This is a genomic window from Pseudomonas sp. NFR02, assembly GCF_900119375.1.
GTDB classification, from domain to species: domain Bacteria; phylum Pseudomonadota; class Gammaproteobacteria; order Pseudomonadales; family Pseudomonadaceae; genus Aquipseudomonas; species Aquipseudomonas paracarnis.
The window spans coordinates 21,292-37,999 of record NZ_FPJJ01000006.1; the positions used below are offsets into that span (position 1 = coordinate 21,292).

At 50.6% G+C, this 16,708-nt stretch carries 15 protein-coding genes and 1 pseudogene; 6 read left to right on the forward strand and 10 right to left on the reverse strand.

Going from position 1 to position 16,708, the window contains the following annotated elements; genetic code table 11:
• Positions 1-64: 64 nt before the first annotated feature.
• Positions 65-1,402, reverse strand: a complete 1,338-nt coding sequence (locus BT199_RS18210; protein ID WP_072435217.1) for an ammonium transporter — start codon at positions 1,400-1,402, stop codon at positions 65-67.
• A gap of 34 nt (positions 1,403-1,436) precedes the next feature.
• The gene (glnK, locus tag BT199_RS18215) at positions 1,437-1,775 is read right to left on the reverse strand and encodes a P-II family nitrogen regulator (protein WP_002555808.1); all 339 of its coding nucleotides are present in this window, start codon (positions 1,773-1,775) and stop codon (positions 1,437-1,439) included.
• A 424-nt stretch (positions 1,776-2,199) separates the two neighbouring features.
• On the opposite strand from glnK, the gene BT199_RS18220 reads away from it, so the two are divergent.
• The 6 genes and pseudogenes from BT199_RS18220 to BT199_RS18245 all read left to right on the forward strand — a co-directional run bounded on the left by BT199_RS18220 (position 2,200) and on the right by BT199_RS18245 (position 8,752).
• On the forward strand, positions 2,200-2,463 hold the full coding sequence (locus tag BT199_RS18220; protein WP_003195432.1) for an accessory factor UbiK family protein: 264 nt from the start codon (positions 2,200-2,202) through the stop codon (positions 2,461-2,463).
• 155 nt (positions 2,464-2,618) lie between these two features.
• Positions 2,619-2,855 (forward strand): annotated as a pseudogene (locus tag BT199_RS18225) (magnesium chelatase domain-containing protein); the annotation flags it as partial.
• A gap of 496 nt (positions 2,856-3,351) precedes the next feature.
• Positions 3,352-4,617 (forward strand): tyrosine-type recombinase/integrase, encoded by a 1,266-nt coding sequence (locus BT199_RS18230; protein WP_072435218.1) that lies wholly within the window; start codon positions 3,352-3,354, stop codon positions 4,615-4,617.
• The gene (locus BT199_RS26975; protein WP_139271617.1) at positions 4,601-6,325 is read left to right on the forward strand and encodes a hypothetical protein; all 1,725 of its coding nucleotides are present in this window, start codon (positions 4,601-4,603) and stop codon (positions 6,323-6,325) included. The genes BT199_RS18230 and BT199_RS26975 overlap by 17 nt, the downstream gene beginning before the upstream one ends.
• Positions 6,322-8,328, forward strand: coding sequence for a hypothetical protein (locus BT199_RS26580; RefSeq protein ID WP_083535081.1), 2,007 nt, complete (start codon positions 6,322-6,324; stop codon positions 8,326-8,328). The genes BT199_RS26975 and BT199_RS26580 overlap by 4 nt, the downstream gene beginning before the upstream one ends.
• Before the next feature lies 1 nt (position 8,329).
• Positions 8,330-8,752 (forward strand): hypothetical protein, encoded by a 423-nt coding sequence (locus BT199_RS18245; protein ID WP_072435220.1) that lies wholly within the window; start codon positions 8,330-8,332, stop codon positions 8,750-8,752.
• Positions 8,753-9,252: 500 nt separating this feature from the next.
• On the opposite strand, the gene BT199_RS18250 is transcribed toward BT199_RS18245, so the two are convergent.
• From BT199_RS18250 to BT199_RS18285, 8 genes are all read right to left on the reverse strand, one after another.
• A complete protein-coding gene (locus BT199_RS18250; RefSeq protein WP_256575993.1) occupies positions 9,253-10,362 on the reverse strand; it encodes a hypothetical protein in 1,110 nt (369 codons plus the stop codon).
• A gap of 1,245 nt (positions 10,363-11,607) precedes the next feature.
• The gene (locus tag BT199_RS26980; RefSeq protein ID WP_139271618.1) at positions 11,608-12,024 is read right to left on the reverse strand and encodes a response regulator; all 417 of its coding nucleotides are present in this window, start codon (positions 12,022-12,024) and stop codon (positions 11,608-11,610) included.
• A gap of 716 nt (positions 12,025-12,740) precedes the next feature.
• Positions 12,741-13,697 (reverse strand): fimbrial protein, encoded by a 957-nt coding sequence (locus BT199_RS18260; RefSeq protein ID WP_072435222.1) that lies wholly within the window; start codon positions 13,695-13,697, stop codon positions 12,741-12,743.
• Positions 13,698-13,771: 74 nt separating this feature from the next.
• Entirely contained in the window at positions 13,772-14,320 is a 549-nt protein-coding gene (locus tag BT199_RS18265) for a fimbrial protein (RefSeq protein WP_072435223.1), read from the reverse strand.
• An 11-nt stretch (positions 14,321-14,331) separates the two neighbouring features.
• Complete coding sequence (locus BT199_RS18270) at positions 14,332-14,811, reverse strand: fimbrial protein (protein ID WP_072435224.1); 480 nt, start codon at positions 14,809-14,811, stop codon at positions 14,332-14,334.
• A gap of 13 nt (positions 14,812-14,824) precedes the next feature.
• A complete protein-coding gene (locus tag BT199_RS18275; protein ID WP_072435225.1) occupies positions 14,825-15,319 on the reverse strand; it encodes a fimbrial protein in 495 nt (164 codons plus the stop codon).
• Between the two features lie 10 nt (positions 15,320-15,329).
• Positions 15,330-15,911, reverse strand: a complete 582-nt coding sequence (locus BT199_RS18280) for a fimbrial protein (protein WP_072435226.1) — start codon at positions 15,909-15,911, stop codon at positions 15,330-15,332.
• A gap of 17 nt (positions 15,912-15,928) precedes the next feature.
• Positions 15,929-16,690, reverse strand: coding sequence for a fimbria/pilus periplasmic chaperone (locus tag BT199_RS18285; RefSeq protein WP_072435227.1), 762 nt, complete (start codon positions 16,688-16,690; stop codon positions 15,929-15,931).
• Positions 16,691-16,708 lie beyond the last annotated feature (18 nt).

Here is a 16,708-nt window from a genome sequence, read left to right on the forward strand (position 1 = left end):
TTAGCCACAGACAAACGCCAGGCAAAAAAATGCCCGGCAAGCCGGGCATGTTTTTTTCGCCTGGTTACAAGTTGTAGCCGCGCTCGTTATGTTGCGCCAGGTCGAGGCCAACCGCCTCTTCTTCTTCGGTGACACGCAGGCCCATGACCATGTCGAGCACCTTGAGGATGACGTAGGTCACGATCGCCGTGTAGATCACGGTGAAGCCCACGCCTTTGCACTGGATCCAGACTTGGGCTGCGATGTCGGTCACGGTGCCGAAGCCGCCCAGCGCCGGGGCAGCGAACACACCGGTAAGGATCGCACCGACGATGCCGCCGATACCGTGCACGCCGAAAGCGTCCAGGGAGTCGTCATAACCCAGCTTGCGCTTGAGGCTGGTAGCACAGAAGAAGCACACCACACCGGCGACCAGGCCAATCACCAGGGCGCCCATCGGGCCCACGGTGCCCGCCGCAGGCGTCACGGCGACGAGGCCGGCGACCACGCCCGAGGCGATACCCAGTGCGCTGGGCTTGCCGTGGGTGATCCACTCGGCAAACATCCAGCCCAGGGCCGCAGCTGCTGTAGCGATTTGAGTTACCAGCATCGCCATGCCCGCGGTGCCGTTGGCCGCCGCGGCGGAACCGGCGTTGAAGCCAAACCAGCCGATCCACAGCATGGCCGCGCCCACCAGGGTATAGCCCAGGTTATGCGGTGCCATCGGGGTGGTCGGGAAGCCTTTGCGCTTGCCGAGCACGATGCACGCCACCAGGCCAGCCACACCCGCGTTGATGTGCACAACGGTGCCGCCAGCGAAGTCCAGCACGCCCCAGTCCCACATCAGGCCGCCGTTGCCGCTCCAGACCATGTGCGCAATCGGCGCGTAGACCAGGGTGAACCAGATAGCCATGAAGATCAGCATTGCGGAGAACTTCATACGCTCAGCGAAAGCACCGACGATCAGCGCCGGGGTAATGATGGCAAAGGTCATCTGGAAGGTAATGAACACGGCCTCCGGAAACAGCGCCGCCGGCCCGGTGATGCTGGCCGGGGTAACACCCGCCAGGAACGCCTTGCCCATGCCGCCGAAGAAGGAATTGAAGTTGACCACGCCTTGTTCCATACCGGTGGTATCGAACGCGATGCTGTAGCCGTAGACGACCCAGAGGATGCTGATCAGGCCAGTGATGGCGAAGCACTGCATCATCACCGACAGAATATTCTTGGAGCGGACCATGCCGCCGTAGAACAGCGCCAGGCCAGGGATGGTCATGAACAGCACCAGCGCGGTGGCAGTGAGCATCCAGGCGGTGTCGCCGGAATTGAGGACTGGAGCAGCCACTTCATCTGCCGCCATGGCCAGGCTTGGCATTACGATGGACAGCAGGGCTCCGAGCCCTGCGGATTTACGCAGAGTCATATTGTTTTCTCCTGGGGCGTTGGGGTTTGGCGGCTTAGATTGCGTCGGTATCGGTTTCGCCGGTACGGATGCGAATAGCCTGTTCCAGATTGACCACGAAGATCTTGCCGTCACCGATCTTGCCGGTGTTGGCCGCCTTGGTTATCGCCTCGATAACCCGATCAAGATCCTTGTCGTCAATGGCGACATCGATCTTCACCTTCGGCAGGAAATCGACCACGTATTCCGCGCCGCGATACAGCTCGGTATGACCCTTCTGCCGACCGAAGCCCTTGACCTCAGTAACGGTAATGCCCTGCACGCCGATCTCGGACAGTGACTCGCGAACATCGTCCAACTTGAACGGCTTGATGATGGCAGTGACTAGCTTCATGAAAACTCTCTCCCGAATTTGGTGGACTTGCCCCAGGAAAACAAACCCGTCTCAAGTCTAAGCGCAGTGCCTGGCTTTGTAACGCATCGTCGCCTCGGCATTTGCCGTCGCGACGCCAGCGAACCACTGGTGACGAGCCCTGTACCCCGGATCCGTCGGCGCACTGCATTCGTCACAGCGACTGCATCAGTGCATGGGTCATGATCGTCTAAGCAGAAACCTTGCCAGCTCCGTAAAAACCACTGAAATCAATCCATTGCCCGCTTGTGCCCACCTACGGGGCGCCTGCGCGACAGCATTGCGCATCAAAACAGTGCGCGGCCGCCCGCCCCAATGCGCGAAAACCGTGCGCAACAGAGCGTGAAAATGACTATAGACGCTGCGTGATACACTGCCGGCCAACTGTTTTCCGGAATAATGTCCAATGCTCGCGCCCAAAGACTTCCTCGACGCCCTGAGCGGCCACGCCTCTCGCCTGTTCAGCGGCGACACCCCACTGCCCCGCAATGAAATCGAAAGCCAGTTCAAGGCTTTGCTACAGAGTGGTTTCAGCAAGCTCGACCTGGTCAGCCGAGAAGAGTTTGACAGCCAGATGGTGGTGCTGGCCCGCACACGTGCGCGGCTGGAGAGCCTGGAGGCGAAGGTGGCTGAACTTGAAGCCCGGTTGACGCCACCTTCTGCTGAGTGAACGCGATTGTTGTGGGAGCTGGCTTGCCTGCTCCCACACTTGTTTTGCGTTGCCGCCCGGATACGTTCTGTAAAACCTCCCCCGCCCCGCTCCATCCCACCTCGTCTACCCTTGAAAAAACCGCAGGAAGCGGCCCTCCCATTCAAGGAACGAGCATGTCCCTCGCCATTGTCCACAGCCGCGCCCAGGTCGGTGTGGAAGCCCCAGCCGTCACTGTCGAAGTGCATATGGCCAATGGCCTGCCGTCTCTCACCTTGGTGGGTTTGCCCGAAACCGCAGTGAAGGAAAGCAAGGACCGCGTGCGCAGTGCCATCCTCAACTCGGCGCTGCAATATCCGGCCCGGCGCATCACGCTCAACCTCGCGCCCGCCGACCTGCCCAAGGACGGCGGGTACAGATTAGTTAAAGCTATGGCCAACGCACATATAAGTAGCACCTATGGACGTTGAGATGGCTCAATGACTTGTTTTGATCGTCGGGTAGTGTTGCAAATAAGAACTGGCAAATCCGAAGCCGTCACCTCAGGAACACCTCTGTTGACATAGAAAGAATAACGACACGTAGCGACAGGCCGCGTACATGTAAATACATTAACTAAAATTTCCAGATCAAACCGATGTCACTAATAAAGCACCTGATGTTTAGAATGTTAAGCCAGGCGTCACCCTCGCTGAGCCATATGGAGCAGGATATCAATCTAAAAATCTCTACCAACAGTCATTATTCATAGCTAGGACCATTACGTACGTTTGCGGGTCGGAATACACGTCCGATGAACTAGTCTAACTCCGACAAGCCGTGATCGGCGAAAGGCAATGAGGGCATTGTACTACCATGTACTTTTAAGCCAGCTTGTGTTGGTATGCGCCTTTTTTAGAGCAAACTACCGTGGCCTTGCTAGAAACACTGATTTACACGCCATCGCGATTGGAGAACGCCGAATCTGCGGTGTGGGTCCGATCTGACTACGGCAGGATCGCTCAACTTCCACAAATATTCTGGAGTGACGGAAGCTCATGGCGCGAAGCGAATGCATGGCTTGGCGAACTAGCGGCCAATAAAGCAAATGATATAAAAACTGTACATTCGAAGGCTGCAGCATTACTCAACTATGCCAAATGGCTTGAAGTTTCCAAGAATTCATGGATGCAAGTCCATGGACGAAAAGATGAGCGTTGCATCAACAAATTTAGAGGTGCGCTGATTCTTGCTCGACAGGAGGGTTCCTATTCCGCCTCGACAGTCTCATCTCGGATCAGAGTCATTAGACAATTTTACTCCTGGATCGTCAAAAACAATCTCGTAACTTTAAGTACCCCTCTATGGCGAGAGCGCCGGATCAGTATTCAATTCACTGACCGCTATGGTTTCGCCAAGTCTAAAGATGTAATTACTACTGACCTAGCAATACCCCTAAGAAGCAGGAAAAATATTGATCTTGAGGATGGATTGTGGCCTGTTTCGACAGAAGACAGAGAAAAAATTCTTAACTGCGCCCGAGACAATGCTCCATTAGAAATCTACTACATGCTGCTTCTGGGATTTCACACTGGCATGCGTATCCAAAGTATTGGTGACATTAAAGCTCAGACAATAGCACGAGCTATAGTTCACCCGCTGCAAGACGGAATTAGCACTATCGCTATTGGCCCAGGAGCCGACCCTTCTGTTGCTACCAAATATGGGAAGACTGGGCGAATTGAAATACCAACATCACTGGTCCAGCAGCTAAGGGTATACTCTTTGAGCGAAGAGCGGCTATTGCGATCTACTCGCGCTCAACATCAAGACCAAGATATCCTTTTCATAACCAAAGCGGGGAACAGGTACACAAGGGCGGACAGAAATACATCCGGCGCAATAAACACGGCGATGTGTGAATTAAGAAAGATTGGTAAACGACTAGGGATAAACGCACTCATCGATTTTAAGTTCCATCAATCTCGTGCAACCTACGCCACCGAGTATGCCACGTTTGCCCTCTCGATCGATCCAGTTAGTGCAATAGAAATGGTTAGACGAAACCTTCTTCACAAAGACGAAGCAACGACGATGAAATACATAAAATTCATCAAGCAACATCCGTTAATCTCCGAAATCAACAACAAGTTTACCAAACGCTTCCTAGGGCGCTACCATGCCGACCATGCATGAGACGCTAACAAATACATTTACCTTCCCGTCGATAACGTATGGGCATAGAGAAACTCCGTTGAACCTCTTGCCTATACTTTATAAAGGTGCAGCAAAGCACAATGTCCGTGAGGTTCTCGAAGAGATCCAAAAAGGAAACTTCGGTGAAATTCGCGACGAGCGTTTAAGTCTATTGGAACTTATTCACGAGACCCTCAATACCAATGTAATATCAGGAAGGAGTCTATACTCACTTAAAAGAACAATACTAAACATCAGAAACTTCGTGTCATGGTGCGATAGCTTAAACATGACACTCAGTCTAGAGTCATTGGAGCATTGTTTTCTTAAATGGGCTACATTGCAGCGAAATATAATTCTATCCTCCCCTCACAGAAAGTCTAATATCGGAGGTATTGCCTCGTCACTCTGTTCGATATTCGATTCAGTATTGGGTTTAAACTCAGGCTTAAGTTATAAAATAGGCATTCAGCGACCTCGGCATGAGCGAAAACCTTCCGGATCAAAAAATGGCGACAAGCGGAACTTTGAAGAAACTTACAGATTTGGAGCATTTTTATGTGACATAACTGAAGGACTTTCCGAACAAGCCATATGGGGTAATTTACCAGTTATCATACAACTAGCTGATGGAAAACAGCTTATTGAATGGTCTAGATTAAGACCTGCAGAAACCGTCAAAAGACTTAATGATCCAACGCAGCCACTTTATCGTAAACGCGCGACCGAGGCCGCGAGAGCAGCGTATGTAGCAGATAAATCATTTCGCACTAGACACGCACTGATCAATTTGAGAATAGAAGCAGAGCTATTTATCTTCGCAGCCCAAACAGGCATGAACGTCGCGCAGATGTATAATCTCGAACGCACAAAATATAAATTTATCAGCTTAATTGATGGCTATGAACTTCAGGGTTATAAAGAGCGTTCACAATCGTTGTTTACAGCAACGGTATATAGTGAGTATAAAACTCATTTTTCGGACTATTTAACATGGCGTGACGCGATTTTTTCGGATCGGCCATCCCGCTTTTTATTCCCATTCCTTAACGTACGCGGAAGAGCGGACCATATGGTTCCGTCCTTTGGCGCCCTACGTAAACGTTGTAGTCAGCTAGACCTAAAATTTATCCCTCCAAGGGAGCTACGCAATGCAAGAAGCAACTTTTTGTTACGCGAGACCCAAAATCCAGACCTCACGGCTAAGCTATCACAGCATTCCGTTGCTACGTTTTACAAAAACTATCACCGTCCTAATCATCAAATAGCCCAAATTGAAATAAGTCGATTTCATGCGGCACATGATCACATCTTGGCTGCAACGGGTCCTGGCGGTTGCGTCTCCGCACGCCCAGTGCCTGAAGATATCGGCGCGCCTCATATTCCTGAAGCCGACTGTCTCACCCCAAGTGGGTGTCTTTTTTGTGAACAGCACCGCGATATTGACACTGAGGACCACATCTGGTCACTAGTCACTTTTAAATATCTAAAATCCATTGAACTAAGTAAGGCCAACATTCAAAAAAATACTACTCCTAATCCAGCATTGCTCACCATAAAACGAATCAATCAAAAGCTAGTATATATACAAAGTCTTTCTACCCAAGCACAAGAATGGAATGAAACCGCCTGCTGCAAAATATCTGACGGGGACTACCACCCGAAATGGAGCGGCTTTATAAGATTGCAGGAAATGACCGCAGAATGAATATCTCATTGAAATATAATTTAATACTGGGCAGCATTCATTTGCCGGTAGAGGAAAACATAAACCAATGGCCACCACTGGATAATTTTCCGATAACTATAGATCAAATGGGAAAAACCGTTTCCTATTTCGGCGATAGCAAATGGAAATTCACTAGCGTCCGCGGAAGGATCGTCAACATATATTTCCGAAGTAACGATACACATCCTACACTCATTGATGAAGTTAATACTATGAACCTAAAAACAATTCTTGCTTGGTGGTTATGGCGATCAATCACACCCATATCCGTCGACAGCATCAAGACGAAAGCCAGCTTCTTATTTCAGGTATTCAAAGACTGTAGTGACGCCAATATTGACGCGAAGGAACTCTATAAACATCCCCACATGATTAAAAAACTAAAATTCAAACCAGGATCATATTTAAAGAAATTACTGCCCCTCCTGCACATGATTTACGAAAACCGCGCAAGTATCGGCTTTTACATATTAAATCCAGTGAACATCGAAAAACTTTATGCGTCCATAGTGATACCAGAAGCGAAGCAGACGCCTTATATTCCACCTCGCATATGGAAATATCAAGTATCAAGGTTGAATGAGTTCGTACTGGACTATCATGAGGTCAGGACAGGAATAAGAGACCTTTATCAAGAGTGCCTTAATCTTTACCTCAATTATTTTGGGAGCTGGGAGCGTGCATATGCCCCAATAAGTGAGCGTGGACGCCGCTCCACACCTTTCGATTACAGTCGGGACGGAGTCAGGTTTGAAGACTTGGCGCGTAAGCACGGCGTTGAGAAAACGTTACAAAAATGGTTGTATGGGCCTGGCCTCAGCCTCATGGGACCTGGCAAAGGCCTAAATTCGCTTAATCGGTATCTCGGGATGGCAAGCCGCGTTGGCATTGCTTACATATTAAATTTTACAGCAATGAGGATTGATGAGGCTTGGAATCTGCGTAGCGACTGCTTGACCAAAGAGAACGACCCAGACTTCGGGGATTTTTGGACGATTACCGGAGTAACCACAAAGCTTCACCTCGATTCTGATGCTCGATGGATCACTTCTCCTTCGGTAGAGCCATCGATCCGAATGATGGTTCATGTCGCCGAGCTTCGCGAAACCGCTGCCAAGGTTTGCCCGTATTTAGATGCGAAGCATAATGCTGCGGATACTCTATATTTAATCGCGCGTTCATATGAACCATGGGGCATCAGCCTAGGTAGAGGCCTTCCACATATATCTCATTATAATAGTTACGCATCTGTCATAGATCTCAACGATCTACTTTTCGATAGCAATCAAGTCTCGCTCACGGCTCAGGATATCTCGATTGCGAGATTGATCACTCCTTCCTTAGACGGCAAAAAATATCAAATTGGAAAGCGATGGCCGTTTGCTTGGCATCAACTCAGAAGAACCGGAGCAGTGAATATGCAAGCTTCGGGACTGGTTTCAGATTCATCTCTACAATATGCATTAAAACATCAATCCAGAATCCAATCACTGTATTACGCACAAGGCTTCTCAAAACTTATTTTCAACGAAGACGGAAGAAGTGAGTATATCAAAGCTGCGTACGAAACTCGTGCAGTTAAATTGGCGCAGTTGTTTGGCAAGCGGTTCGCATCCCCATACGGACAGAAGCGACAAGACATGTTGTTAGCACCAATCAATCAGGGCAATTTCAAAAAGCTATTAGAGGCAGCGAAAACCGGGAAGATTGGATTCAGGGAAGTGCTGTTAGGGGTCTGCCTAAATAAAGAACACTGTACCAAAGGCGGGATTGATAATATTGTATATTGCGGCGGCGGCCATGGAAGAGGCGCCTGCACCGATCTGCTTATAGACAAAACCAAGCTGATCCAAGTCAAACAGTTAAAGGCAGAGACAGAACTTCTACTCGAAACTGCCCCGAACGACACCCCTTATCACACTGCACTCAGTGCACAGATAAAAGCTGCACAGAATGCAATCTCTATAATTGAGGCAAATTGATATGGCTACTGAACAGAGATTTCGCGAAGCCTTTCAGCGACTAAAAGAACTAAAGCCAGTTATAATATCACGGGATAGTCAAGTATCCCAAAATAACATAGCAAGAGAAGCCGGGCTTGATCCTAGCGCCCTAAAAAAGAGTAGATTTCCACTGTTGGTTGCCGAGATAAAAGAATGGATTAGGGAGAATTCAAAACCCAGTACATCTAGCAGGAAAAATCTCTCGCAATCTAAGGCCAAGCGCCGCACTGATAAACAGATTATCAGCACGCTTAAACTCCAGCGCGACATAGCTGCCAGTGCTCTTTTAAGTGCAGACTTGCTAATACTCGAACTCTACAGGGAGATCACAGAGCTTAAATCCCAATTGCCCAAGACTACGGTCATATCGATTTCCGGCGGTATCTCATCAATTCGCTCTTAAACATAATTTATGTGTTAAGTACTGAGACCATTTAAGCTATTACTGTTCCATATTTTGGAGAAAGGCTGGCAAGCTGGCACTTTCGCTTAGTCAGTCACTTTAGCGGTACCGCGCAAGTGCTAGATCTCAACATAGATATTGGATATTGAAGTATCAACGCGTCAGCGAAAAGCCATTACTGAGAGAGGGCCAACCCCTGCTCTGGTTTACGCTTTATGTCACATTTGGAAAATAGATGCAACTAATCGGAAATAGATGAAACTGACGGCACGAAAGTCATAACAACTGATTTCTCAGAACTTTGACTAAACAGGCATTTTAATAGCTGGTCAGACGACCCAGAAAATCGCGTTCTAAGGGGCACATACCTGCTCTTCACGGACAAAGAACAGGCAGTTTGGAATTGTGTACGGCAAACGCCCGATGTGCGAACGGTCATGAGGAGTTTTTGGTGGCGCTAACGAAATGAACTAGCCTCGGCATGCCATAGACCTACCAGTTCAACGGCTCCTCGGTCTGGCCGACGAAGGTAGTGCCATGCAGGAACGTGTTCCTTTCTTCAGTGGTGGAGAGAAAAACCTAGCGTAGTGCGTGTGCGCCATTTGCTTCAACTGCTCCTTCAACTGCTCCTTCATGCCGTCGTCCTCAAGATTGCGCCCGTCCAGAACCTCATCTGGCATTATCTCGGTTAGATCGATAGGCACCGCGTGAACTGTACCGATCCGCGACCGTAAGTTGACCGAGCAAAGCTCCAGCACCAGGCCGGCAATCCCTTTATTTAATAACAGCTTCAGGACCTTGAGCTTGTCCTTCGACGAGAAATTGTTCATCTTGATCAGAGTGTTGTAGTGCGGCTTGAAGTAGTTGATCAACCCTGCCTCAGCCAAGGACACGACCTCCTTTCTATCCAACCGAACGTTCCGCAAAAGATCCATGTGGGCCGGATCCTGCTCATCAGAAGCCTGGGCCGCCACATTGAAGTCGCCGCCATTGCTGATGATCGTTTTGCCGTGCTCGAATCGGTACAGCAGCAGCAGAACTTCGCGCTCGGGGAAATGCGTTGAGGTTTCGGCAAGGATCTGCTGCAACTTGTTGTGCGACAGCAGGCGATCCAAAGCATTGCGAGACGAGGTTCGGCCAATTGCCTGCCCCACATACAGCACCTCTAGATCGGTGTCGTGCGGCGTCAGCAAACTTTTTGCGGCGGCAATAATCGCGTTAACGGCAATTAACTGTTTTCTCGCAGGCGTCATGATGATCAGTGACGTACCGTTGAGAGCCACCGCGACGTTTTCGATCGGTATCTCTTCAGGGATCGACGAACCGCAGATATCGTAAACGAAAGGGACTGCGGTCATACCGTGTTCGCGCAGTGCCAAAAACTCACCGGAGATTGTCCGGCCGTTCAAGACAAATCCTTCGGGCTTCAAATAAATCCGGAGACGGCGAGCGATAAGATAGATATTGCATCCTGAGAGTGCTTCTTTATTCGCCGGGTTGTCTTTGACGCGATAAAGGTCCGCTGGCGTAAGCATGGCAGGGAAGCTGGAGTAGAGATGAGCAGCTCCTTCCATGGAGAACTGCCGGGTGATGTCGCCTAGGTTGCTCATGCGTTACTCCTATCATTAAGTGCGGTTGCCAGTGTGGAACATGACATTTGCCATCCGCTCCAGACGAAGGAGACTGGTATAAATCCCAACCCGAAGAATGGTAGGTCATGATTTCAATTCTGAAGCAGCATCACATTTTCGAAACCGGCTCGCCCTCTCCTGTCCCTGCGTCACCAATCCCGACAGATCCAGGATAATCAGAGTGCTTGATGACGCAGCGCTCCTGGTGCCGACCGCGCGGACCGCTCAGTCGAGCAGATACTCTGCCGAGAAAAAAAAAGCCCTCCACAGAGTGGCGGGCTTTTGGTTATTGCAGCTGGCGAAAGAAAGGGGACATGTTTCTTCAGCGTTCGACCGGCCTTCCAAAAGGCGTCCAAGCAGATGCTAGGCAAGCCCCTCAGCGGCCAGCTGTAGTGCATTAATCATCTTCATCGAACTCCGCACCGATCCATGAAACATTGCCTTTGGTATTTCTACCCACCTCCAATAGAAATATCTGCCCATTTAATCCCTGCTGTGAGAAATCAATCCCGTCATCATCAGGTGAGTGGCGTCGACTGCCCGGCTGCTTTGGTCGGAACGCCGATAGTAGATAACGGCAATTGTCAGCAAGCGATGTGAAGTAGCACCGGAGGTGGGCAGCGGCTGTTCGATCTGACCAAACTTTAAAGTCGAGCCGCGCTGCCCAGACACCCTCGGGAACATTCTTGTACTCGTACGAACGAGGCTCCAGCCCAGCCTCAACAGCGGCGTTGTAACTCAACGCGCGCCGGGGATCGTCTTCCTGTTGGCGCTGCCCCTGGATTGACCCAGTTGCCGGCGCAAGACTGCACCATCTCCAAACCTGCAGAAATCCGACACAGACAATGATTCACGAGGAGTCAGACTGGGGCAGTGAAATTTCGGCAACTGGGTCACCTCGGCATCGGCGCCGAGACTCACAGACCGCAGGGTGGTCGCCCCAATCGAGCTAGAAATTTCTATCGCGCTTGCAATGTGAACTGGGCGATTCTTGCCGGTAGATACCAGCCAAATGCTGGCCTTCATCTGGATCGTGACTGAAAAGAACGTTCATGGGTGTTTCACCAATCTAGTAGACCCGTGCGGCGCTTATGGGGACCTATTGGATGGACATGCCCGGAAAATGAATATTTAATACCGTTGCAGTTGGATCATTTTATACATCTTCACCACCCAAAGACCAAAAGACATTGGGTGTACCGCAATCACTTACCCTAATCGGCATCAACACTTATCATTAGGCCCATCTTGACCGGTCACGCCATCAAACTGTTGCATTAAAGAACGCAGTGTATTCGTATCTATTGAGCAAGGCGAAATCACCTTGCTCGAAAATAACTCCCTATATGTTGATGGTACGATGAAAGGAGGTACAAAGTTCCCATAGCAGACTGCGTTCGTAACAAACCGATGAACCCTGCAGAATTCCGCGGCATTCAGCCCGCGCTCTAAAATTGCTAGGCTATTAACTATCAACAAATCAAAGCGCGGAGTAACACATGATAATATTGCTGCTGCCTCTTTCATGGAGCTCAATCCTAGAATGGCAAAATACCCCAAACCGTTGAGTGTTTTTTCGATAAACAACCGCTGCAAGGGATCAGCATCAACGATAATTACCCGAAAATTCCTGGCTGCCATCAACTCTACTCATATAAAAGAAGACAAGACGCTGATTAAACGTCGAATTGAATTTTGTGCGTGTATAAATTCTCGGACGATCACCTGTGTCTCGTCTGTTGCTGCCCACATATTTAGGAAAAATCCGGCACCACCCTGCTGGATAACTGTAGCCCGCCAAAGAGTGAGTGGTTTTTATGTCCATCACTATTCTACAGCTAATCACAGCGGATTGCTTATCGACTGCCATTGAGCGATTACGCTTATATACAACTGGAGTGCAGGTGGCCGCGCCGGGCAACCGCGGTACTTTCTTGTTGCGCATATACATGGCGCAGCGATGTAGTCTCTACGATTAGCCGCCAAAGACATCTTCTCAGACGACAAGGTCATTCATGGACTTATAGGCATCGATCCGGGGCGCGAGTCGACTTAGAACATTAAGATGTTGCAACGCCAGTAATATAGCGGCCATATCGGAAGATATCATAAACGTCATCTGCAGCGACTTCCTAACTGTAACGGACTGCCGACTATAGCCGCCAGAAAATCGTGAAAGCCTGGCAGTGTAGAAGCCCTAGTAACTCAGCAATTAAGTTAGGCCCAAAAGCATCGCGGTCAGCAGGCCTAAGAGAAAGTAGTAGACCCTGCGGAGAGAACAAACGACGTAGAGAATATCGACCATCAATCTAGATGGCATGGGCTGCACTTTGGTTGAGAGCGCTTCTACAACGCACTCATGGCACCCCCATAACCAGTACTCCGCTCCCGCTGATAGGACCGGCTGCCGGCATAGCTCCCGCTTTACTCACCAGGGAAAATGTCACATCGTCCGCCCCCACACTATTTGTAATGGAGGTAAGAAACGAACCGTTTACCGGAACTACGCGCCCGCCGCGAACGAGGGCCGTACCCACATCTGCATTGGTCATCATCAGCAGGCGTGTGTCGAATGACGATGAGGTGCCTTTGTAACTGATGGTAATTGGTGTAGTAATTCCGCCATCCGGACAGGAGTAAGTGAGTCTGCGGTCGCTGCGGATGGCCGTGGTCAGCGGGTCCGTGCCTATTGCCCGCTGGTGTACAGTACCGAAGTCTATGTTGATCGGGTTGTTATTGTTGATCGTGCATGTAGAAGGTGAGACCGTAAAGTTATTGGCGGCAGTGTATGTGACTGAGAGCCTCGCCGCTGATGGATCGTAGTTGTTCGTGGCGATGAGACGCAAAGCTCCAAGGGTATCGCCTATTCGAATATCAATCGGATTAGACGGGTTGTTACGCATTACAATATAGGGAGTGATGTTGATCGGATAAAATACCGCATTGTTAGGAATAGTGGCTACCCGTAGCTCAATTGGGACAGGGGTGTCGTAGAAGGATCCGTTAATACGCAGACCCGTTCTCTCACTGCCGAAATTTGGGCCGGGAGTCCAAGGGGATCCTGCGAGGTTGGAAGTTGTCCAATAATCTTCCCGCCAAGAGGGGCCAGCGTCGGGAGTGAATCGGCATTCCAGCCTTGCCCCTTCCAGCATGATACGGCTGCGGTCTGCGTTCAGGGTGACGCTAACGGGAACTACCAGGTTAGGATTGCCATTCTCCCAAGGCCCTCCATTAATCCGACAGTCGACAGCCCGTGCGGTGGTAGCAACGCCTGTCAAGGAAAGAAGCACAACGGCTACATATAGTCGTTTCATGTTGATCTCTAATGACTCATCTTCCGGACATTGCCCAGCGAACCGTCCAGGGGAGATGTAAGGTTTTTAGGCTTTTACGGGTAGTCCAGCGTAAAAGTGGAGGTCACCGTGTATAGGCCGTGGCCAATGGTTTGATCCTGTAACGCATCTGGCTCACCCTGCAGATAGGCTTTAAGTTCAATAACATTGTTGCCAATGCTCAGCACGTGCTCATCGCTTACCGCATTCACAGGCAATTGCTTGTTGCCTGGGGTCTCAATGCCGATCCCAACCCCCGAAGCAGTACTGCCACCGTCCAGTGCGAACAGTCCGGGCAGAGCCAGGTTTTCCCGGCCGCTGAGCGTAATGGTCACGGTCTTGCCGATCGTGGTGTCACAGTCCTCCAAGTGCAGTTTGAAACCCTTGCCCTGTGTGCGCGTGTTGATATAGAGGTGCTTGCTGGTTACGTCCCAGAGTTCCAGCACGATTGCCTCGTCACCTGGCCGGATAGTGCAGGCCTGTTCAACCAGGTTACCCTTGAAGCTCAAGTTATCCGCCGCTTTTCCCTCGGCGATAAATCCCAGGATTAGTACCAGTGCGAACACGCGATAGTACCAATCCTTAGAGATACTTTGATGGTGCATGGTTTCAACTCCTACTCGTACTCGGCCAGCAGCGTTGCGACCGCCGTAAATCTTGCTGGAGCCAGAATTGCACCTGGCCGTTTGACGGGCACAACTTCCAATATCGGCGGTGACGACAGAGTTATGTCCATAGGTGTATTGAGTAGAAACGGCAGGTTGTTCTGAAAAATCCGAATGCCCAAGTCCGGCGCACTGGTTTGTAACGCTGCGCCGTCAAATCCAGTGGATGTGCCGTTAACACTCAGCTTCAGCAACCACGGGAGAGTGTCGGTGCCACAACTGATGATGTAACCGACCCCTCTGCGGTATTTCTCACCGTCGACACGTTTTACCCCTACATCGCCAAAATCGACTTCAATCGTGTCTCCAGCATCAATCGTGCAAGGGGGCGGCTCATTTAGCGTGCCACTAAATGTCAAATTTGCCGATGCACCACTGCAGAGGCCGATAGTGCACAAGAAGAGCAACGTTCGCTGCTGCAAAAATGTCATTGCTCATTCCTTTTCATTGATAGTCGACTACAAGGGTGGCGGTCGCATCAAATGCACCACCCGTCAGCTTGCTGCCCACGCGCTTCACAGGAACCGCCTGAACTTCAGGAAAGTTGGGGTACGAAAAATTCACCGCCGTATTCAGCGGCCAATCTGCGCCATTAACGAAAAGCTTCACCCCTAGGTCCGTCTTGCGAGTCGATAGCACGCGGCTGTCAAACGCAGCCCCCGTACCTTTTAGTTCCAGGGTCAACGCATTGCTGTAAGGGGTATCACATGTGACGGTGTAAGGAACATCTCTACGGTAGTTAACCCCGTCAATCCGCGATGTCAGCAAGTCATTGCCAAAAGGCACATCAAGCGTATTGCCGCTGTTAATGACACACGGCGGAGGCGCAATGATGACCGCGCGAATCGAAAGGTTGGTCGCGGCCTGCACACCCAGGCTTATGGCCCACAGCAGGCTGCTCCCGATACATATGGCCAATGGGCCGTTTAACTTAGCCATTGTTCTGCCTTTACTCATAATTGAGCCTAAATTCCACCACGGCTCTGAACGCGCCACTGGTCAGGGGGGCAGAGGTGCGTGTGGGCCGAACGTTCCAAATCTGTGTGTTTTGGCCAACGGGCAAAAACAAGGGCTGACCTCTTGAGCCCAACTGCACGTCGCGGCCGACGGAGTCGCTCAAATGCAGGCCCATCCCGGTGATGCCTTGCACTTTAACCAGGCGAGGATCATCAGCGTCGGCGGGCGCAGCAAATGCTACCGACAAAACCGGTTGATAAGCACTCCAAGTCAGGTTACCCGTGCGCTCATTGCGCATACGGCCCGCGGTGCGATGACAATCGGTAAATCGCAGTTGAAAGGCCTTGGGATTCGCCTGGTCACCGGGCCGTTGCAATTGACTGGTCGAAACGGCCTCCAAATCAATCGTTTGATGCAGTGAGGCCATCTCCAGGCTGCAGGCAGACTCATGCAACGCGCCGTGGATATTGAGCGTCCCGCTCATGCCTTCGATATACTCCTCATCCTGAGCATGTACTCCCTCCGCCAAAACTAGTAACAATCCGCCCAAAACCCTCATTTTTTGCGACTTCATAATGTTCTCCAGCAGCACTACTGACTCGCCGGCGAGGCCTTCGCGTAGACATTGCAAGTGTCGCCATTGCAGGTAAGGGCCAACAGCGGGCGGCCGCCGTAATCATTCACATACGCCAGGTAAGGGGTTGTACCCAGTTCCTTGACAGTTGAACCGAGAGTCATTGCACCCTTGGGGGGAACCATCAGGGGCACAAATCCCGATACCGTCTTCCCGTCCTTGCTGCTTCGCGCATCCACCAACGTTATATAGTAGGGCGTAGGATTATTAACCCGGTAATGATCCCCTTCACGAGTCAGCGTTAGCCTCTCCTGCCAGGGGGTCGACAAATCCTGTTGGCTTGGAGCAATCGCTTTCGGTCGATAGAACAACTTGATACGGGTTTGCAGCGCAATTTGCAGGGTATTGGACTTATCGCTGCGCGGCGGAATTTCCCTCAAATTAAAGTAATAGACCGTCTCTCTGTCCTGCGGTAACGTCTTGGCCGCAGGCATCGCCTGGACTTTCATTTGGCTTTGTTTGCCAGGCTCCAATCGTTGAACCGGAGGAAGTACGATCAAAGGGCTAGTAATTTTTTTACCCGACTCATCCTCAATCCAACCCTGAGCCAAATAGGGTAGCTGAGTATTATTGTTTGTGATGTTCACGCTGGTGGCATCTTTTCCGCCATCGAAAATAATTCGGGTACGATCTAGGCCAACAGCAGCATTTCCGCTCTGGCTCAATCCAAGCGCCAAGAGCGCGAGGGCGTGGGATGTGAGACGTATGTTAAATATCATGAGGTTGTACTCTCCGTA